Raw genomic sequence first — 19,975 nt, forward strand, 5'->3', positions numbered from 1 at the left:
CATTATAACTCGTGACCACCGATAATAACCTAAGGAATGTCTATGCCGGCCGGGCAAAACAACGCGCAGATAGGGGTGATCGCCGACGATTTTACCGGGGCCAATGATGCGGGCGTGGGGCTGACCCGCCACGGCGCCCGGGTCAATGTGCTGTTCGGCGGCGCGGACGCGATCACCGACGGCGGTTGCGCCGACGCCTGGGTTATCAGTACCGACAGCCGCGCCCTGCCGGCCGGGGAGGCGGCGCGGAGGGTGGGCAGGGCGGTAGGGCAATTACGTGCCGTCGCGCCGGACGGCTGGCTGTATAAAAAGATCGATTCCACGCTGCGCGGCAACCTGGGCGCCGAAATCGAGGCGGCACTCAACGGCGCGCAGGCGCCGCTGGCGATTATCGCCGCGGCCGCGCCCGCCATGGGCCGGTGCATCCGCAACGGCCACTGCGAAGTCAACGGCCGCAGGTTAACCGATACCGAATTTGCCAGCGATCCCAATACGCCGGTCGCCACCTCCTCCATAGCCGGACGGATCAACGAGCAAAGCGCGCTGCCGCTGGCGGAGCTGGATGTAGCGGCGGTGCGCGACGCTTCCCTGGCAATGCGGATTACCGCCCTGGCGGAACAGGGTTGCCGGCTGGTGGTGCTCGACAGCCTGCTGGACGACGATTTACAGCGTATCGTCGCGGCGCTGCGGCAGTTGCCGTTCAAGCCGCTGCTGGTGGGATCGGCGGGCTTGATTGACCCGTTGGCGCGCAGCCTGCCGTTCGCGCCGGCGCCGCCCCTGCTGGCGGTTATCGGCTCCATGAGCGCCGCGGCCCGGCGGCAAATCGACCACGCGCGGGATAACGCGGCGGTCAGGCTGGTGGATATTGATGTGCTGCGTCTGTTCAGCGCAAACCCGGCGAGCTTGATCGATCAATGGGTCGGTGACGTGAGCGCGGCATTGCGCGCGGGCAGGCACTGCGTGGTTCGTACCTGCCAGGATGAAGATCAGCGACGGCATATCGAAGCGGTCTGTCGACAACACGGCATCAGCCGCCAGCGGTTGGGCGAGGATATCTGCCTGGCGCTCGGCCGCCTGACGCGCCGGGTGGTCGACGCCCAACCCATCGGCGGGCTGTATCTGACCGGCGGCGACGTTGCCGTCGCGGTCGCCTCCGCTCTGGATGCGACCGGCTTCCACATCCGGGGACAGATTGCCGCCTGCGTCCCTTACGGGCGCTTGCTGGGCGGCGTGGCGCAAAACATACCGGTAATGACCAAAGCGGGCGGTTTCGGCGGTGAAACCACGCTATCAGAAGTTATTCGCTTTATTGAGGAGATGTCGCGTGACTAAGACAATTGCGGTAACCATGGGAGATCCGGCGGGCATTGGTCCGGAAATTATCATTAAAGCGTTGGCTGAAGGTGAATTTTCCGGTGCGCCGGTGGTGGTGGTGGGCTGTGTTTCCACCCTGCGCCGTATCCTGTCGCTGCGGATCACACCGCCCGCCGAATTGAAAATCATTGCCCGTCCCGCCGACGCGCGGTTTGCGCCCGGGGTTATCAATATCATCGATGAGCCGCTGCAACAGCCCGCGGCATTGGTTCCCGGCCAGGTGCAGCCGCAGGCGGGCGACCTGGCCTATCGCTGCGTAAAACACGCCACCGGACTGGCGCTGGCCGGCGAGGTCCACGCCATCGCCACCGCGCCGCTGAACAAGGAGGCGCTGCATGCCGCCGGCCATATTTACCCCGGCCATACCGAATTGCTGGCCAAGCTGACGCAGAGCCGGGATTACGCCATGGTACTGTACACCGACCGGCTGAAGGTGATTCATGTCACCACGCATATCGCGCTGCGTAAATTTCTCGACACGCTGAGCCGCGAGCGGGTGGAAACGGTCATTCAAATGGCGGATACCTTTCTCAGGCGGGTCGGTTTCCCCCACCCGCGCATCGCGGTAGCCGGCGTCAACCCGCACGCGGGTGAGCACGGCCTGTTCGGCGACGAGGAAATTACCGTCGTTAATCCCGCGGTGGCCGCCATGCGCGACAAAGGGCTGGACGTCACCGGCGCGTGCCCGCCCGATACCGTCTTTCTGCAAACCTATGAAGGCCATTATGATATGGTGGTGGCGATGTACCACGATCAGGGGCATATCCCGTTGAAATTACTAGGGTTTTATGACGGTGTCAACATTACCGCCGGCCTGCCGTTCATCCGCACCTCAGCCGATCACGGCACGGCGTTTGATATTGCCTGGACCGGCAAGGCCAAGGCCGACAGCATGGCGATAGCGATAAAACTGGCCATGCAGCTGGCCTGAGGGACGCCGCACCCTGTCGCGCCGCGCCGTCTCAAGCGGATGATGGTCTTTTTTCCTCGCCATCATCCGAATCCTGACATGAGGACGCCGCTTTCCTTTATTCCCCGCTGGATTCCAACTGCTGGATATGTTGCGCAATCAGGCGCGCCAGCTTTGGCGCATCCCGATCGCGGATCGCCGCCACCATGGCGAAATGTTCGCCGGACGATTTTTCTATCCGGGCATGGGAGCTCCATTGCCCCAGCGGGGCGGAGGGCACCCGGCTGCGCAGATCGAAAATCAGCTCCACCATATCCTGGTTCAGGCAGGGCGCCAGCAGCGCCCGGTGAAAAGCCATATTGGCCTCATACTGCTCAAGCAACGTGCCGTGCCAGGTGGCATCGGCGAACGCCTGCGCGCAGTCCGTCAGGCGCGCGATGCCCTGTTCGCCGATATTCTCGACAATATCCGGCGCGGCCGCGCACTCCAGGATACAGCGGATAGCCGAAATATTCCGGCGCTGCTGCAAATTGGGCGCGTAGACGTGGTACCCCTTGTTGGGCACGTGCTGCACCAGCCGTTCAATCACCAGTTGGTCAAGGGCGCGGCGCACATCGGCGCGGGTGCAGCCATAGCGTTCTTCCAGCTCGGCCTGTTTCAGCCACATGCCGGCGGTGAATTCGCCGGTATTAATATCCTTGGCGATATCGTTGGCGACATTGGCGGATGCGCCGGGCTTTTTTTGCTTCATGTTTAGCGTCCTTCATTAACCTGGCGGTCGTCGATTCAGAGCATTATAAGGCGTTTTGCGCCGCCTGAAATACCGCCGCCATAATAAAACCCTATGGAGAAATGGGCGGGACGGCGCGCGGCTTCTTATCGTAAATCATCGTGTTACTGGGTTATTGCCGCAGCGGATACTTTTATATTACCGGGAAATGTGATGGGGGCGATAGTTTTTGCGCATATTTATCCAATTAAATTGGCGCCAATTTTGGTTTTATGTTTGAATGAAAATCACTCATCACCCTGTCATTTCAACAGGAAAAAAATGGCCCTCGACGAAACCCAACTGGCGGAAACCCGCGGACGCGCGCTTTATCAGCGCGGCCATACCACCATTTTCGCCAGCAGGCAGGACCCCCGTTTTGCCTATTGCATGTACGTTCCGCCCGATTTTGACGCCGATCCCGCCGGACATTGCCTGGCGGTGGTCATGCACGGCACCGGGCGCAGCATGACCGCCTACCGCGACGCTTTCGCCGAATTCGGCCGCTATAACCGCTGCGTGATCCTGGCGCCGCTGTTCCCGGTGGGACCGTTGCAAGACGGCAACTCCCATGGTTTTAAGTACATCATCGAGCAGGGCATCCGCTATGATCGGGTACTGCTGTCGATGGTGGATGAAGTCGCCGCATCCCTCGGCACGCCGTTCGACCGGTTTTTACTGTTCGGGTATTCCGGCGGCGGCCATTTTGTGCACCGCTTCCTGTATATCCATCCCGAACGCCTGCTGGGCGTCTCCATCGGCGCGCCGGGCTCCGTTACCCTGCTGGATGAACACCAGGACTGGTGGGTGGGCGTGCGCAATTTTGAACAGATGTTCGGCAAACCGCTGAATTATGCCGCGCTGCGGCAGGTGCCGGTGCAACTGGTGGTGGGCAAGGTCGATGTGGAAACCTGGGAAATTACCCACCGGCCGGGAGGCAAATATTATATGCCGGGCTGTAACGACGCCGGCGCGACCCGCATCGAGCGTAATACCGCGCTTTACCAGAGCCTGCTCGGGCACGGCGTCGACGCGCGCCAGGACATCGTGCCCAATGTCGGCCATGACGGCATGAAAGTGCTGGATACCGTAAAGGATTTTTTCCTGCGCGTGCTGCGCAGCCACCGTTGCGCGCCACCCCCCCGTTAAGGAGACACGATGTCGCAGATTACCCCCTTTCCGCTGGTTACCGTATCCGGCAGCGCCCATGAACGCGGGTTGCAATACGGCGAAATCGCCCGCGATCGCATCCGCCTGAGCGTCGGCCTTTACGGCGATCAGCTGCGCGAGCTGGGATTAAGCCAAGCTCAGCGCGAGGAACTCATTACCGCCTTCAGCGCCATCATCCGCGATTTCGATGCCGACTACCTGACGGAAATGACCGGCATCGCGACCGGGGCGGGCGTACCGCTGGAAGGCATCGTGATGATCAACGCCCGCACCGAGGTGATCGCCAAGGCCCGGCTGCTGAAAGAGCAGCGCGACGCCCATGACGATACTATCAAGGACGGCTGCAGCGGCGCGGTGATTTTGCCGCAGCGCAGCGCCAGCGGACGGCTAATCCACGGGCAGAATTGGGACTGGCGCGCCGAATGCGCCGACAGTTCCATCGTACTGAAAGTGCACCGCGACGACGGCCCAGATTACCTGACCTTTGTGGAGGCCGGCGGCCTGGCGCGCAGCGGCGTAAACCAGGCCGGCCTGGCCATCACCGCCAACTATCTGCGCTGCGAGCGCGACTACCGCCAGATCGGCGTGCCGATTTCCCTGATCCGCCGCAAGGTGCTGGAGCAGCAGCATATGGCGCTGGCGATGCGGGTGGTGGCGGTCACGCCCAAGTCCTGCTCCAACAATATGATGCTCAGCACCCGCGAGGGGTTCGCCATTGATTTTGAATGCGCGCCGGATGAGTCTTTTACCCTGTACCCCACCGACGGCATCCTGGTGCACGCCAACCATTGGGAAAGCGACGCGGCAAAAAGCAAAATCCGCGAAATGGGCATTGGCACGTCGCCCGATACCCTGTACCGCGCCTGGCGGGTGAATCAATTGCTGCGCGCTAAGCCCAAGCTCAGCGCAGACGATTTGAAAAATGCCTTTTTTGACGACTTCGGCGCGCCGTATTCGGTATGCCGGCCGCCGCGTCCCGGTTTTCAAAGCGATTTGTCGGCCACCGTGGCGATGATCGTTATGGACTCCACCGCGGGCACGATGGAGGTGGCGCCGCTGCCGGCGATTAACCGCGAATTTACCCGATATTCCCTGGCCCTGTCCTGACAGCCGCCGTCCGAACGAAACAACGACCCATTGAGGATACTATGAAGCAGATAATCGCGTGTATCGTTATGCTCCTGCCGGGAATGATGGCGGCCCGGGCCGGCGCGGCCGACAACAGCGTCATCCGTTTTGCCTTAAACCAGGACATCCGCAGCAGCCAGCCGGGCGTGAACCGCGACGGCAATACCGACGACGTGCTGATGCACGTGGTGGAAGGGCTGGTGGGCTATCGGGAGGACGGCACCGTCGGGCCGATGCTGGCCGACACCTGGGAGGTGCAGGACGGCGGCAAAAAATATGTGTTCCATCTGCGCAAAAATATCAAATTCCACAACGGCGATACCCTGGGCGCGCAGGATGTGCTGTGGAGCTGGAAGCACTGGACCGATCCGAAAACCCAGTGGCGCTGCCTGCGGGAATTCGACGGCAGCAGCCAGATCAACGTCACGTCGGTAAGCGCGCCGGACGACAGTACGGTGGTGATGACGCTGGCGCAGCCGGTGGCGCTGTTTCTCGATACGCTGGCCCGCACCGACTGCGGCGCCGCGGCGGTCGTCAGTCCCAAATCCGTGGACGGGCAGGGCAACTGGATCAAGCCTATCGCCACCGGTCCTTTTACCTTCGATAACTGGAAGCACGGTGAATACGTTTCGCTGAAACGTTTTGACGGCTACAGCTCCCGCGCCGGCGCGCCGGATGGTTTTGTCGGCGGCAAGAAAGCGCTGGTGGACGAAGTGCGGTTTATGGCCGTGCCGGACGCCGCCACGGTGAAAGCGGGGCTGCGCTCCGGTGCGGTGGACGTTGCCCAGGTCAGCCCCATCGACGCGTCGGACCTGAAAACCGACCCCAATGTGGCCATCGCGGTGGCGCCCAACGCCCAGCGCCACGCGCTGCTTATCCAAACGGCGGATCCGCTGCTGAAAAACCTCAAGCTGCGCCAGGCGATCGCCGCGGCGCTGGATACCGAACAAATCGCCATGGGCACCAGCGAGGGGCTGGCCACGCCGAGCAATTCCAATATTTCCGTGGCCTCCGGTTACTATAAAGAAGTGGAAAAGCAGGGCTATAAATATGATCCCGCCCGTACCAAACAGCTGCTGAAGGAAGCCGGATATAAAGGCGAGACGATTGAAATCATCGCCAATAAACGCTCCACCGTGCCCAGCTTCGATATGGCGGTTATCGTGCAGGCGATGCTGCAGGCCGCCGGCATCAACGCCAAAATCACCACCATGGAATGGGCCACCCAGCTTGAACGCTACCAGGCCGGCCGCTACCAGATGATGACCTTTACCTTCTCGGCGCGCTTTGAACCGGCGCTGGCGTTTGAGCAAATCAACGGCGATAAAGCCAAGCAGCCGCGCAAGGTTTGGGACGATCCCCAGGCCAACAAACTGGTGGACAGCCTGGCCTATGTCAGCGACAGCAAACAGCGGCAGGATATCGTCGACCAGCTGCACCGCATGATGATCGAACAGGTGCCGCTGATTATTTTCTATCCGGGGCTGGATATTATCGCGCACCGCAAGGTTATCGTAGGCTATAAACCCTGGCTGGCCGCCGCCGCCCGCCTGTGGAACGTATCCGTTAAGTCATAGCGGCAAGGAGTCGTCATGCTGAGTTTTATCTTCAGGCGGGTGGCGTCGGCGATCCCGACGCTGCTGCTGGTGACGGTGATCGTCTTCCTGCTGACCAGGCTGGTGCCCGGCGATCCGGCGCTGCTGATGCTCGGCGATCTGGCGACCGAGAGCAGCCTGGCGGATTTGCGCCATAACATGGGCCTGGATCAATCGCTGTTGACGCAGTTTTTTATCTGGTTCGGCCAGGTGCTGCACGGCGACTTCGGTCACTCCATCCAGAGCGGACAGGCGATACTGCCGCTGATCCTCGAACGGTTTTCCGTCACCATGAGCGTGGTGCTGGCGGCGGTGGTCGTGGCCGCGCTGGTCGCCGTGCCTTTCGGCATGCTGGCGGCATGGAAACAGAACACCCGTCTTGATGTCGGCCTGGTGATGTTCTCGACGTTTCTGCTGTCGATACCGAGTTTTTGGATGGGGCTGCTGATCCTGATGTTTTTCGGCCTGAAGCTCGGCTGGCTGCCGGTGGTGGGGTATGTCTCGATTCGGGACAACGCCTGGCAGGGCGTGCTCTATCTGCTGATGCCGGTGCTGACGCTGGTGCTGGTGGAAGTGGGCGCGCTGGTGCGCATGATGCGCGCCAGCACCCTGGAGGTGCTGCGCCTGGATTATGTCACCCACGCCCGCGCCAAGGGGCTGCGCGAGCGTACCGTACTGTCGCGCCATGTGTTTCCCAATGCCTTCGGGCCGACCTGGACGCTGATAGGCCTTACGCTCGGCAACCTGCTGAGCGGCGTGGCGGTAACCGAAACGGTGTTTAGCCTGCCGGGCCTCGGCAGGCTGCTGGTGGACGGCATCTATGCCCGTGATTATCCGGTTATCCAGGGGTGCATGCTGTTTATCGCCGGTATCTATGTCCTGACCAATCTGGTGATAGATGCCCTTTATCCGCTGTTTGATCCCAGGGTGGCCGCATCATGAAACGCTCAATATTTTTGGCGCCCAACGCCCTGCTGGGCGGGCTAATGATCGGGATTATCGTCTGCGCCAGCCTGGTGGGGTTCTTCTGGACGCCGTTCGACCCCAGCCGGATCAATATTCTGGCCCGGCTGCAAAGTCCCGGCGCCGCGCACTGGTTCGGCACCGACGAATACGGCCGCGACGTATTGAGCCGCATTATGCTCGGCGCCAGCGCCAGCATCAGCATTTCGGTGCTGACGGTGGCCTTCGCGCTGCTGACGGGGATTGTGCTGGGCTTGCTGAGCGGCTATCTGCGCGGCGTGACCGACCGGGTCATCATGATGGTGACCGATACGCTGCTGGCGTTTCCGGGCATCCTGCTGGCACTCGGCCTGCTGAGCATCCTGGGCAGTAACCGCTACGGCATTATTCTCGCCCTGGGCCTGGCCTATACCCCCTCGGTGGTGCGGGTGGTGCGCGGAACGGTGCTGGGGCTGCGCGAGACGGATTTTGTCCACGCCTCCCGGGTGATGGGACATCGCGAAGGATTTATCCTGCTGCATCATATCCTGCCCAACTGCATCGCGCCGCTGACGGTGCTGGCCACGTCCATGCTGGGCTGGGTGCTGATTTCGGAAAGCGCCCTGTCATTCCTCGGGCTCGGGGTACCGCCGCCGGAACCCACCTGGGGCAATATGCTGGCGGCAAGCCGTACCTATCTTTCCCAGGCGCCCTACCTGGCCCTGCTGCCGGGGTGCTGTATTTCCCTTGCGCTGCTGGGCGTCAACCTGCTGGGGGACGCGCTGCGCGATTATCTTGACCCGAGGATGCAATAATGAATAACACCGCGCAGCCTCTGCTGGACGTCGGTAACCTGACCATTAGCGTGCAGGATCGCACGGTGGTGAACGGCATTTCCTTTTGCCTGCAGCCGCGCGAAGTGCTGGCGGTGGTCGGCGAATCGGGCAGCGGCAAAACCCTGGCGATGCGTGCGCTGATGGGGCTGCTGCCGTCCAATATCGCGCGCCGGGCCGATCGGCTGCGGTTCGCCGGCCAGGATTTGCTGGCGCTGGATAACGAGCAACTGCGCCAGGTGCGCGGCGCCGGTATCGGCATGGTGTTCCAGGAACCGATGACCTCGCTAAATCCGGCAATGACCATCGGCCGCCAGCTGGATGAAGGGCTGGCGCTGCACACCACGCTGACGCCGCAGGAGCGCAAACAGAAAATCGTCGCCATGCTGCGCCGCGTCGGGCTGGACGGCGGCGAAACGCTGCTGGCCAGCTTTCCCCACCAATTTTCCGGCGGGATGCGCCAGCGGGTGATGATTGCCGCGGTGATGCTGCTGGAACCGAAACTGATTATCGCCGATGAACCCACCACGGCGCTGGATGTGCTGGTGCAGCACGAAGTGATGAGCCTGATGCTGTCCCTGACCGCCGAGCAGGGCAGCGCGGTAATCCTGATAAGCCACGATCTGTCGATGGTGGCCAACTACGCCTCGCGCATCATGGTGATGGAGCAGGGCGCGCTGGTGGAGCAGGGCGAAAGCCGCCGGCTGCTGGCCGAACCCCGGCATCCCTATACCCGCCGGCTGCTGGACGCGATGCCCGTCAGAAAAGCGCCCGCCGACCGCCGCTCGCTACTGTCGGCATCGGCGGTACTGACGCTGAGCGACGTGAGTATCGATTATCCGGGGCAGAAAACATGGTTGCAACCGGCGCGCGTCACCCGGGCGGTGAACAGCGTCAGTTTTAACGTGCGCCGGGGCGAAACGGTGGCGCTGGTCGGCGCCAGCGGCTCGGGGAAAACCACCATCGGCAAGGCGATTGCCGGTATGTTGCCGGTGAGCGCCGGCTCGCTGTTGTTCGAGGGCCGGGATGTCAACGACCGGGACCCGGCGTTAAAACGCCGGTGGCGCCTGGCCTGCCAGATCATCCAGCAGGATCCCTATTCCTCCCTCAATCCGCGCATGAAAATCGGCCAGATCCTGGAGGAGCCGCTGCGGGTCTTCAATGATACCGGGCGCGCGCACCGCCTGGCGCGCGTCAAAGAGGTATTGAACGAAGTCGGCCTGGCGGAATTTTTCATCGACCGCTATCCGCACCAGCTTTCCGGCGGCCAGCGCCAGCGCGTGGCCATCGCCCGCGCCGTGATCCGCAAACCGGCTTTTATCGTCGCCGACGAGCCGACCTCGGCGCTGGATATGACCGTGCAAAAGCAGATTTTGACGCTGCTGCGCCGCCTGCAGGACAGCTACGGTTTCGCCTGCCTGTTTATCACCCACGACCTGGGCGCGGTGGAGCAGGTCGCCGATCGCATCATGGTCATGGAAAAAGGCCGGCTGGTGGAAAACGGCTGGAGCGACGATGTGCTGGACCGGCCGCAGCACGACTATACCCGGCGGCTGCTTTCCTGCCTGCCGCAGCTTAAGCTGCTGGAGAATGGCGGCTATCAGCTGGAGGCGCCGGTCCAGGCGCCGTAGCCGGGGGACTTCCCATCCGCCTGTGGCCATAGTAAGTTATTTTCTCACCTATTTTGACATCAGATGAAGGGTAATAATGTCCACACTGCAAGGCTCTGAACGTATTTTAACCACCCATGTCGGCAGTCTCCCACGGCCTGTGAAATTGCTGGATCTGATGAAGGCGAATATTGACGGCGCGGATAATCAGGCGGAGCTGGACCGCTGCATTAAAGACGCGGTGATCGAGTCGGTCCAGCAACAGGTCGATGACGGCATTGATATCGTTACCGACGGTGAACAATCCAAAGTCGGTTTCTTTGCCTATGTCCGCGATCGCATGAGCGGCTTCTCTGCGCGCCCCGGGCAACGTTATACGGCTTTTGACGCGGAGATCGAGGCGTTTCCCGATTATTATCAGCACTATTTCGGCGAAGCGATGCTCGGCGGCAACCTGGTGCCATTCGTCCCGGTGGCCTGCACCGGACCTATCGCCTATCACGGCACGGCGCAATTGCAGCGCGACCTGGCCAACCTGGCGGCCGCATTGGGTAAAGTGAGCGCCCATTCGGCGTTTGTCCCGTCGGTGGCGCCGACCGGCGTGGGCAGCAATGCGTTTTATGCCAGCGAAGGCGAGTATCTCTCGGCGGTGGCCGAGGCGCTGCGCGTCGAGTATAAAGCGGTGATTGACGCGGGATTCAGCCTGCAAATCGACGATCCGTTCCTGCCCGATCTGTTTGCCGATCGCGCCCTGGACAATGCGGCGATTCACCGCAAGGCGGGCGAGTACGTCGAGATCCTGAATCATGCGCTGCGGGGCCTGCCGCAGGAAAGAATTCGCTATCATACCTGCTACAGCATTAACGAAGGTCCGCGCATTCACGATGTGCCCTTCGTGGAGTTTGTGCGCTATATGCTCAATATCAACGCATCGGATTATTCCTTCGAGGCGGGCAATGTACGCCACGAACATGAATACCACCTCTGGGAAGAGATTACGCTGCCGGCGGGCAAGCGGTTGATCCCGGGCGTGATATGCCATGCCAGCAACACCGTGGAACATCCGGAACTGATTGCCGAACGCCTGGTCCGCTTTGCCGAACGGGTAGGTCGCGACAATGTTATTGCCGGCGCCGACTGCGGTTTCTCTTCGCAGGCCACCTATCGCACGGAAGTGCATCCCACGGTGGTGCGGGAAAAATTCCGCGCCCTGCGCGCGGGCGCCGACCTCGCCAGTAAAAAACTGTGGAAAAAATAAGCGGACGCCAGCCGTCCAGCGGCCGGCAACCTGCCCACTGAGCGTGACGGGGGCCGCCCGGCGGCCTGATAGCCGCTGTGTTGCGTCGCGTAAGGGAAAACGCCGCGCCGCCGATGCGGCGTTGCGGGCTTACGGATTGCCTGGCGCGGCGGGGAGGGCATCGTCCAAAAACCTCACCGCGTTACGCAGCGCCTGGTCGGCTTCGGGGAGAACCCCGGAGAACAAATGCCAGACATGGAACATGCCGGGCCAGACCTCAAGTGATGTCCGTACCCGGCTTTCCCCGAGATGGGCCGCAAGGCGGAGGGCCCCGCTCAGCATGACCTCATTTTCGCCAATTTGGATCAGGGTGGGCGCAATCCCCCGGACATCGGCGAAGATCGGCGAGGCATCAGGGTGAGTCGGCAATTCTCCGGCCAGGAATATACGGGCCAGTTGGTTAAGAAACGCCGTGCTGCACAGCGGATCGATACCGTCCCTGACGGTTGCCGAATTTCCGCTGTGCGTGAGATCCGCCCAGGGTGAAAGGGCGACGGCGGCGGCGGGTAGGGGCACGCCGGCGTCCCTGGCTTTTCTCATAATGGTCACCACCATCGCTCCGCCGGCCGAATCACCGGATATCGCCAGGGAACGCGGGTCGACGCCGTTATCAAGCAGCGCGCGATAGGCGGTAAAAGTATCTTCAATCGGCACCGGGAACGGGTGCTCCGGGGCTTGCCGGTAATCGGGCACATAGACGCTGGCGCGCAGCAGCGTGGCATATTTTCCGGCCAGGCCGCGGTAGGCGTTTATCCCGCCATGGACATAGCCGCCCCCGTGTATATAGAACAGCACGCGGTCCTCCAGCACATTTTCCGGCGTGACCCGCAGCGCGGCGACGCCGCCCAAATCAACAGGGGTAAACGACACCCCGCCGGGCGCCGGGAATAACCTTTCCAGTCCAGCCGTATAGGCCGCGCGCGCCTCGGGCCATCCGGCCTCGCTCTGGCCATTCATTTTCTGGACCACAGGCAGCGCCGCTTGTATCCAGCCATCCAGCGTTTTTCTGGCATTTACAGGTAACATTGCATATCCTTCTGGGTGAATAAGTTTCTACACAATCACTCTATCGCAACCATTCGGGAAAAGGATTCTACAGTGAGTGTCCGTCACGTCGCGGCCGGCCAGCATGGCGGCGGGGGAATTGAACTCAACACCATGCGTGCCTTTGTGGCCATCGCCGAGTCAGGCAGCTTTGTCGCCGGCGGCAAAATCATGGGATTGACCCGCTCCGCGGCCGGAAAGTCGCTGGCACGGCTGGAAGCCTACCTGGGTACGCGCTTGCTGCACCGCACCACCCGCAGGGTGTCGCTGACAACCGATGGGCAAAATTTTTACGAGCGCTGCGTGCAGATACTGTCCGATCTGGACGAGGCCGAGCACAGCGTCAGGCAGGGCCGCCTGCAACCCAGGGGTACGCTGCGCCTCACCGTGACCGCGGCCTTCGGAAGGATAGTTATCCTGCCGTTGCTGAATCAATTCCTGAAAACATGGCCGGAGCTGGAAGTCGAGGTCAGCTTTACGGACAGGGTCGTCGACCTGGTGGAAGAGGGGTTCGATCTCGGTATCCGCATGGGCGATATGCCCGTCGACTCGCTGATGGTCGCCCGGCTGATTGCGAAATACCGTCCCTGTCTTTATGCCGCGCCGGCCTATCTGCAAGGCTATGGCACGCCAGAAAACATAGCGGACCTCAGCGGCCATCAGCGGCTTATCTACGGCCTGCATTCCGCATCGGGCGCCTGGCCTCTGGCCGGGCCCGATGGGACGCCGGTCCTTATCGACGGCCGCCGCCGCCTGCGTTTTGACAGCGGCGAGGCCATCAAGGACGCCGCGGTAGAAGGCATGGGCATTGCCTACCTGCCGTCCTTTCTGGCTGAGGATGACGCGAGGAAAAACCGGCTGGTAAAATTATTCCCGCAATACCAGGGCAGCGAGATACCCATCCATGCCATTTATCCCGACAGGAGACATCTGGCGGCGAAGGTACGCCTGTTCATCGATATGCTGGTGCAGCATTTTCATAAGGAAGGGCAACCGGGCTAAAAGGCTCCGGCCGGGCAGCCGTCATGGATATAGCCGGCCGCCCCTGCGTGATCGATCTCTTGACAGCCAGGCTACCAACTAGTAGGGTGATTGCACGCGACGGCGTTCTGGCTTTCCTGTGTCGGGCCCCGCCCGCATTATTGCGGGGGCCGCAATGCCGGTAAAGCAGCATTCGCCGCACCCCCTTTGTTTGGTCGATGGACTTTTATCATGAACGCAGAGCTTTCTCCCAAGGCCGCGGAAATCGCCGCCCATGCGCGGTTACTGCTGGCCGCCGGCGGCTATAACAGCTTCAGCTATGCTGATATTTCCGCCCGGGTACACATCAGCAAGGCCAGCATCCATCATCATTTCCCCAGCAAGGAAGAACTGGTCAGAACCGTGGTCGCCCTGTATCGGGAAGAGGCGCGGGCAGGCATGGCGGCCCTTGATAGCCAGCTCGCCGACCCGCTGGCGGAGCTTAACGCCTATGCCGATTACTGGATCACCTGCATTCGCGATGGTACGTCTTCTTTTTGCATTTGCGCGATGCTGGCCGCCGAACTGCTGACAATCCCGGTCCGGGTGGCGGATGAAGTCCGCGGGCATTTTCAGGATCAGTCTGACTGGCTCGCGTCGCTGCTCCAGAACGGCGCGGCCCAGGGGCAATTCCACCTGCGCGCCAGTGCGGCCGTCGAGGCCGGCGCTTTCATGGCCACGGTCCACGGCGCGATGCTGGCCGCCCGGGCCTATGGCAATCCGCAAACTTTTCAGTCCATTATCCAGCCTACGATCCATCATTTGACCGCGTCAGCCTGATCCGCTCCAGCGGAACGGGGTGGCCGGGGGTTTTTTGCGCTGCAGTAAGACTACCAACTAGTAGGTTGATTACGCTGTCGCGGGTGCATACCCGCCAACCGGGGTTTGTTATCACGTCGCAGGCTTTCCAGGCGCCGCCTGCGACGGTTTTTCTTTTTAATGCGCCATATCAATCTATCGCGGTGCCCGCATCGCTCAGGAGATTCAACATGACTGTTCCAAGAATAACCCGCTTCCTGGCCCTCGGCCTGACCGGCGCGCTCCTTATGTCCAGCGCTCTGACGCCGGCTGCCGCCGCCGATAACAGCGTCAGGGTACGGGGTACCGTCGCCGCCCTGACGGGTGACCGGCTCCAGGTGACGTCGCGCGAGGGCCAAGCCGTCATGGTCACCCTGAAACCCGGCTGGAGGGTCTCGGCGGTAGCCAAGGCCGGTATCGCCGACATTAAGCCGGGCGACTACGTCGGCATCGCGTCGCTCCCCACATCGGCGGGGGGCGACGGGGCGCTGGAAGTGCTGATCTTCCCGCCCCAGCTGAAAGGCGCGGCGGAAGGCAGCTTCGGCTGGGATCTGAAGCCCAACAGCACGATGACCAATGCCACCGTGGCCGATGCGGTCAAGTCGGTGGGCAGCAGCGACGTTACGGTCAGCTATCACGGCCGGGAAAAAAAGATTTCCATTGCGCAAGGCACGCCGGTCGTCACGCTGGCGCCGGCCACACCTGAGGATGTGAAGCCCGGCTCGGTGGTTTTCGTCAGCGCAGAGAAGGGCGCGGACGGCGAGCTTTCCGCCGGTAATCTTATCGTCGGCAAAAACGGCGTTGTTCCCCCGATGTAATCAATCACCCCCGCCGGCTGGCGGTGTCGGCCAGCCGGTCAAGGAGCCTGTCATGAACAAACCTGATACATCAAGCGCGCCGACCCCATCAGCCCCGCCTGGGCGCCGCCGGCTCGTTAAGCGGCACTCATTGCCTGTACGCATTACGCATTGGGTGAACGTCCTCTGCCTGTCGATTCTGTTACTGAGCGGATTGCAGATTTTTAATGCCCATCCCCGGCTCTACTGGGGGCAATACGGCGCCGACGCGGATCGGGCGTTTATCGCCATTGGCGCCAGGCAACTGGGCGATACATCGCGCGGCTATATCCAAATCGGCCCGCTGGGCATCGAAACCACCGGCTTTCTCGGCGTTTCCAGCGAAGACGGCGCCGCGGCCGCACGCGCATTCCCGACCTGGCTTACCCTACCGTCCTATCACGATCTGGGCGCCGGACGGCATTGGCATTTTTTCTTCGCCTGGCTGCTGGTCATTAATGGTCTGGTCTACCTGGCGCATGGGCTATGGCGCGGCCACCTACGGCGGGACCTGTTGCCTACCAGGGCTCAGCTGTCATTACGCCATTTGTGGCGGGAAGTGATCGACCACGCGCGCCTGCGCTTCGCCAGGGGGGAAGCGGCGCGGCGCTACAACGCATTGCAAAAGCTGGCCTATCTGACGGTCGTCGGCGGCGCGATCCCGCTTATGGTGTTGACCGGACTGGCGATGTCGCCGGGTCTCAACGCCGTGTTTCCATTCCTGCCGGATCTGTTCGGCGGACGTCCTTCGGCGCGCACGCTGCACTTCCTCACCGCGTCTTTCCTGGTGCTGTTCGTCATCGTGCATGTGGCGATGGTGGTCGCCTCGGGCCTTTGGAACAATCTGCGCTCGATGATTAGCGGCCGATACGCCATTGACGAAACAGGAGACAAGCCATGAAACCTCAGTTTTCACGCCGGCGTCTCCTGGCCGGCCTGCTCGCCGGGGCGGGGGGGACATTGCTCACCGGGTGCGATGGCCTGACGCAGAACGCGCAAGTGACCGCATGGCTGGATAAGGTGGAAAAGCTGACCATGGGCAGTCAACGCATGCTGCTCGGGCGTCAATCGCTGGCACGGGAATACACTGAGGCCGACCTGTCGCCGGTCTTTCGCGCCAACGGAACGCAGATGCCGGACTCGGAGGACTATGCCCGCTTGCTGGAGCGCGGCTTTGCCGACTGGCGTCTGCAGGTGGACGGGCTGGTGCGGCAACCGCTGAGCCTGTCGCTGTCCGACCTGAAACGGTTTCCGGCCCGTACCCAGATCACCCGGCACGATTGCGTCGAGGGATGGAGCGCCATCGGCAAATGGCAAGGCGTTCCGCTGGGGCGGGTGCTGGATGCGGCGGGAGTGAAACCGGGCGCCCGCTACGTGGTGTTCCATTGCGCGGACGAGCTGGAGAGGACGCTGGATGGCAGCGGCCGCTATTATGAAAGTATCGATTTGCTCGATGCCTACCACCCCCAGACTCTCCTGGCCTATGGCATGAACGGCGGGGATCTGCCCGTGGCCCATGGCGCGCCGCTGCGTCTGCGGGTTGAAAGACAGCTCGGCTATAAGCATGCGAAGTATCTGATGCGCATCGAAGTCGTTACCGCGTTTGATGCTCTGGGCAGCGGAAAAGGCGGCTACTGGGAAGATCGCGGCTATGAGTGGTATGCGGGCATATAATGTCGTGCAATAGGGATTTTGACACTATCCCGTTATGCGGCCATAAAAAACGCCCTGGCGTTCAACGGGATGCCAGGGCCTGGAATCCCGCTACCTCTGGCTGAAAAAATCCATGATGAAAAGTAATAATGCATGCCTGAAATAAGCACTCTCACGTTAAATTTGGACGTGTTTATCTTTGATAAATAAGCTATATAAATTCGTGATTTTTTTGGCGGATGTTTATTTTTAAATTTTTACTTTTTTGTCATTAGAGCTTGATGTGCATCACGCCAAAAGACCGTAAATTTCTTGAATTTTTTATTTTAGCTGGGATTTTTTGATGTATTTAGGTTAAGTGAAGCTTCAGGAAGATATCTCACTATAAAATTGCAGTTACGGCATTTTATGTTATTTTTTTCATATTGCAATTCATCATTAAACGCACAATTGCACCATTTTTCTGGTTTTAAGGGAAATGTAAATAAATTTAATTCATATAAATCATAAGCTTACTTTTTATATCCTTTTTCTTAATTTAGTCTTAAGAAAATTAAGTTTTTTGCCGATAAGCTTTTTAGCATGAAAATATTATCATTTTGGAATACTTGAATATTATTCTAAAAAGCATATCCATATGTTAACAAGGGATTTTATATGTTTACCGGCAAATTGATGTTTCGTAATTTCTCCATAGGCAAGAAGCTTTTTACTGGGTTCGTAATGTTGATTGTCATTATCATTGGTATGTCATGTTACAGTATTTACTCTTTAGATGTGATTCAACGTAATGCGGTCAGGACAAACCACACCAACAAGATTGGCGATTTGCTTGAGTTGGCCCGAAGGAATCGCCTGTTGTATATGCAAACGGGGGATGAGCAGATGATCAAAGCCAATGGCGAAGCGTTAAGCAGTATGCAAGTCTTAATCGAAAAAGAAGACGTCTCTCATTGGCAGGGCAATACAAAAAATAAATACGAAATATTAACTGAAAAAATAAAGCATTATAAGCAGCTGCGGGATGTATTTTTCGCTAATATTGTTCACAGTAACGCACTTGCCAAAGAAATAACGCAGGATAATGGACAGCGTGTTTTGAATGACCTGCAGAGAAAAATGCAGGATTCCTCCGTTGAACCTGGTATACGGGCAACGCTCCTTGACATTTCGCTGTCGCTCGACAACCTGCGTGATGCCGCGAATACACTGATAACCCAACATACTGATGACGCATTTGCGGTTTTTAAGACGTCGTACAATGATGCCGAAACCCTTTATTCCGCCAGCATTACTAAGCTTCCCGACTCAGAAAAAGCGGTAGTCATTCCCGTGTTGGCGTATTTCCAAAAAATTAAGGCCAGTACCTACGCTTACTTCCCAGCAGCCGTGGAAAGCCAAAAATCCTCTGACAGCATGAGCAACGTTGCAGACGAACTTAACAGTGCGACAAGCGATCTTATTGAAGCACAGGATTATGATAATGAAAGAGTCATTACGGACGCCATCGTCTTCATCTCCGCGCTCGCGGTAGCCGCGGTCCTCGTCGGATTATTGGCGGCCTGGTACATTACCCGCCAAATAACACTCCCCATCATCGAAAACCTGGCGATGGCGGAACGCATTGCCCGCGGGGACCTTACCTCAGCGATCTCCTCCAATTCCGGTGATGAGCTTGGCCAGCTCACGCGCGCCATGGGCGCAATGAACACCAAACTGAGCGAAATCATTACGGGCATACGGGAAAGCGTCGGCCACCTCGCCAGCGCGTCTTCGCAAATCGCGGCCGGGAATACGGATCTGGCCTCGAGGACTGAACAGCAGTCGGCGGCCGTCGTGGAAACAGCGTCCAGTATGGAAGAGCTGACCTCGACCGTCAGGCTGAATGCGGATAATGCCCTGCAGGCAAATAAACTGGCCGCCAGCGCCACCCTCGACGCGCGCAAAGGCGGTGAAATCGTCGACAATGTGGTGCTGACCATGAACGGCATTGCCGACAGTTCAAAGAAAATCACCGACATTATCGGTGTCATCAACAGTATCGCTTTCCAAACCAACATCCTGGCCTTGAATGCCGCGGTCGAAGCGGCGCGGGCAGGCGAGCAGGGACGGGGATTCGCCGTCGTGGCCGGCGAGGTAAGAACGCTGGCGCAACGAAGCGCTACCGCCGCCAAAGAAATTGAATCCCTGATTAACGAGTCGGTGCTGCGCATTAGCTCAGGTACGGAATTGGTCAATCATGCGGGATCCAGCATGGGGGATATCGTGCAGTCGGTGACGCATGTCAGCCAAATCATCGATGAAATCGCCACGTCGTCAACCGAACAAAGCCACGGCATTGATCAGATCAGTAAAGCCATGGTGGAGATGGATTCCACCACGCAACAAAACGCGGCGCTGGTTCAGGAATCCTCGGCCGCCGCCATTTCCCTGGAACAGCAGGCAAGAAATCTCAATGATATGGTCGCTATCTTTAAGGTCAGAGTGGGTCGCGCGCAGGAAAGCGCCGCTGGTGAATCCTTGGAGATGGCAAAAAGAAAAAGCCCGTCCAAGCCTGGCACAATGAATAAAGCGCTCAATGAAGAATGGACTTCATTTTAAACCTTCAGCTTCTATTCATATCCTCCAGCAGGGTGGCTTTCGAAAGCGTCATCCTGTTCATACGGACTTTACCGACTTATAAAGGGTAGACCACCGGCTATAATCGTATCCTGACGGCGTTTATTTTTGCCGCGGCGTAGTTAGACATTTCAAAAGTCGCCCGGTTGAAATTTGGGAATGGCGCCAATGATGCCCCTCCAGGGCGGGTGAACATTGGCTCTTCTTTGTGAAGATTACCGCCCGCCGGGATTTTTCGTGCTTTCCCCTACCTCAGTCGCATGGACTGCCACTGCTGTTGACAATAACCCGCTGTGGACTATACTCACGAAAATCACATCATTTCATCTGTTGCCGATAAATTTCATCATAATGTTTTATGTCATTTTTCAGCTTTT

The 19,975-nt window shown here is 59.5% G+C and carries 17 protein-coding genes; 15 read left to right on the forward strand and 2 right to left on the reverse strand.

The window, feature by feature from the left end:
• Nucleotides 1–42 precede the first annotated feature (42 nt).
• Both dtnK and ABUK12_RS02245 read left to right on the forward strand, forming a co-directional pair.
• Nucleotides 43–1,332, forward strand: a complete 1,290-nt coding sequence (gene dtnK / locus ABUK12_RS02240) for a D-threonate kinase (protein WP_410014755.1) — start codon at nt 43–45, stop codon at nt 1,330–1,332.
• The gene (locus ABUK12_RS02245; RefSeq protein ID WP_410014756.1) at nt 1,325–2,305 is read left to right on the forward strand and encodes a D-threonate 4-phosphate dehydrogenase; all 981 of its coding nucleotides are present in this window, start codon (nt 1,325–1,327) and stop codon (nt 2,303–2,305) included. The genes dtnK and ABUK12_RS02245 overlap by 8 nt, the downstream gene beginning before the upstream one ends.
• 97 nt (nt 2,306–2,402) lie before the next feature.
• On the opposite strand, the gene ABUK12_RS02250 is transcribed toward ABUK12_RS02245, so the two are convergent.
• A complete protein-coding gene (locus ABUK12_RS02250; RefSeq protein WP_410014757.1) occupies nt 2,403–3,035 on the reverse strand; it encodes a GntR family transcriptional regulator in 633 nt (210 codons plus the stop codon).
• Nucleotides 3,036–3,335: 300 nt separating this feature from the next.
• Between ABUK12_RS02250 and ABUK12_RS02255 the strand changes: the two genes are divergently transcribed.
• The 7 genes from ABUK12_RS02255 (at nt 3,336) to ABUK12_RS02285 (ending at nt 11,589) form a co-directional block, all read left to right on the forward strand.
• Nucleotides 3,336–4,202 (forward strand): alpha/beta hydrolase, encoded by an 867-nt coding sequence (locus ABUK12_RS02255; protein ID WP_410014758.1) that lies wholly within the window; start codon nt 3,336–3,338, stop codon nt 4,200–4,202.
• 9 nt (nt 4,203–4,211) lie between these two features.
• The gene (locus ABUK12_RS02260) at nt 4,212–5,330 is read left to right on the forward strand and encodes a C45 family autoproteolytic acyltransferase/hydolase (RefSeq protein ID WP_410014759.1); all 1,119 of its coding nucleotides are present in this window, start codon (nt 4,212–4,214) and stop codon (nt 5,328–5,330) included.
• Nucleotides 5,331–5,371: 41 nt separating this feature from the next.
• Nucleotides 5,372–6,928, forward strand: coding sequence for an ABC transporter substrate-binding protein (locus ABUK12_RS02265; protein ID WP_410014760.1), 1,557 nt, complete (start codon nt 5,372–5,374; stop codon nt 6,926–6,928).
• Between the two features lie 15 nt (nt 6,929–6,943).
• A complete protein-coding gene (locus tag ABUK12_RS02270) occupies nt 6,944–7,888 on the forward strand; it encodes an ABC transporter permease (RefSeq protein WP_410014761.1) in 945 nt (314 codons plus the stop codon).
• Entirely contained in the window at nt 7,885–8,703 is an 819-nt protein-coding gene (locus ABUK12_RS02275; RefSeq protein ID WP_410014762.1) for an ABC transporter permease, read from the forward strand. The genes ABUK12_RS02270 and ABUK12_RS02275 overlap by 4 nt, the downstream gene beginning before the upstream one ends.
• Complete coding sequence (locus ABUK12_RS02280) at nt 8,703–10,352, forward strand: dipeptide ABC transporter ATP-binding protein (RefSeq protein ID WP_410014763.1); 1,650 nt, start codon at nt 8,703–8,705, stop codon at nt 10,350–10,352. Before ABUK12_RS02275 ends, ABUK12_RS02280 begins: the two co-directional genes overlap by 1 nt.
• Nucleotides 10,353–10,428: 76 nt before the next feature.
• Nucleotides 10,429–11,589 (forward strand): cobalamin-independent methionine synthase II family protein, encoded by a 1,161-nt coding sequence (locus ABUK12_RS02285; protein WP_410014764.1) that lies wholly within the window; start codon nt 10,429–10,431, stop codon nt 11,587–11,589.
• Between the two features lie 129 nt (nt 11,590–11,718).
• On the opposite strand, the gene ABUK12_RS02290 is transcribed toward ABUK12_RS02285, so the two are convergent.
• Entirely contained in the window at nt 11,719–12,654 is a 936-nt protein-coding gene (locus ABUK12_RS02290) for an alpha/beta hydrolase (RefSeq protein WP_410014765.1), read from the reverse strand.
• A 72-nt stretch (nt 12,655–12,726) separates the two neighbouring features.
• Between ABUK12_RS02290 and ABUK12_RS02295 the strand changes: the two genes are divergently transcribed.
• The 6 genes from ABUK12_RS02295 (at nt 12,727) to ABUK12_RS02320 (ending at nt 19,580) form a co-directional block, all read left to right on the forward strand.
• Complete coding sequence (locus ABUK12_RS02295; RefSeq protein ID WP_410014766.1) at nt 12,727–13,674, forward strand: LysR family transcriptional regulator; 948 nt, start codon at nt 12,727–12,729, stop codon at nt 13,672–13,674.
• A gap of 210 nt (nt 13,675–13,884) precedes the next feature.
• Nucleotides 13,885–14,472, forward strand: a complete 588-nt coding sequence (locus ABUK12_RS02300) for a TetR/AcrR family transcriptional regulator (protein WP_410014767.1) — start codon at nt 13,885–13,887, stop codon at nt 14,470–14,472.
• Nucleotides 14,473–14,681: 209 nt separating this feature from the next.
• The gene (locus tag ABUK12_RS02305) at nt 14,682–15,308 is read left to right on the forward strand and encodes a hypothetical protein (protein ID WP_410014768.1); all 627 of its coding nucleotides are present in this window, start codon (nt 14,682–14,684) and stop codon (nt 15,306–15,308) included.
• A 52-nt stretch (nt 15,309–15,360) separates the two neighbouring features.
• Complete coding sequence (locus ABUK12_RS02310) at nt 15,361–16,227, forward strand: cytochrome b/b6 domain-containing protein (RefSeq protein WP_410014769.1); 867 nt, start codon at nt 15,361–15,363, stop codon at nt 16,225–16,227.
• Complete coding sequence (locus ABUK12_RS02315; protein ID WP_410014770.1) at nt 16,224–17,000, forward strand: molybdopterin-binding protein; 777 nt, start codon at nt 16,224–16,226, stop codon at nt 16,998–17,000. Before ABUK12_RS02310 ends, ABUK12_RS02315 begins: the two co-directional genes overlap by 4 nt.
• A 636-nt stretch (nt 17,001–17,636) precedes the next feature.
• Nucleotides 17,637–19,580: a methyl-accepting chemotaxis protein gene (locus tag ABUK12_RS02320; RefSeq protein ID WP_410014771.1), complete on the forward strand. Its 1,944-nt coding sequence runs from the start codon at nt 17,637–17,639 to the stop codon at nt 19,578–19,580.
• The last annotated feature ends 395 nt before the right edge of the window (nt 19,581–19,975 follow it).

Origin of the sequence: Sodalis sp. C49 (genome assembly GCF_046352915.1) — a bacterium.
In the GTDB taxonomy this organism is placed as follows: Bacteria; Pseudomonadota; Gammaproteobacteria; order Enterobacterales; family Enterobacteriaceae; genus Acerihabitans.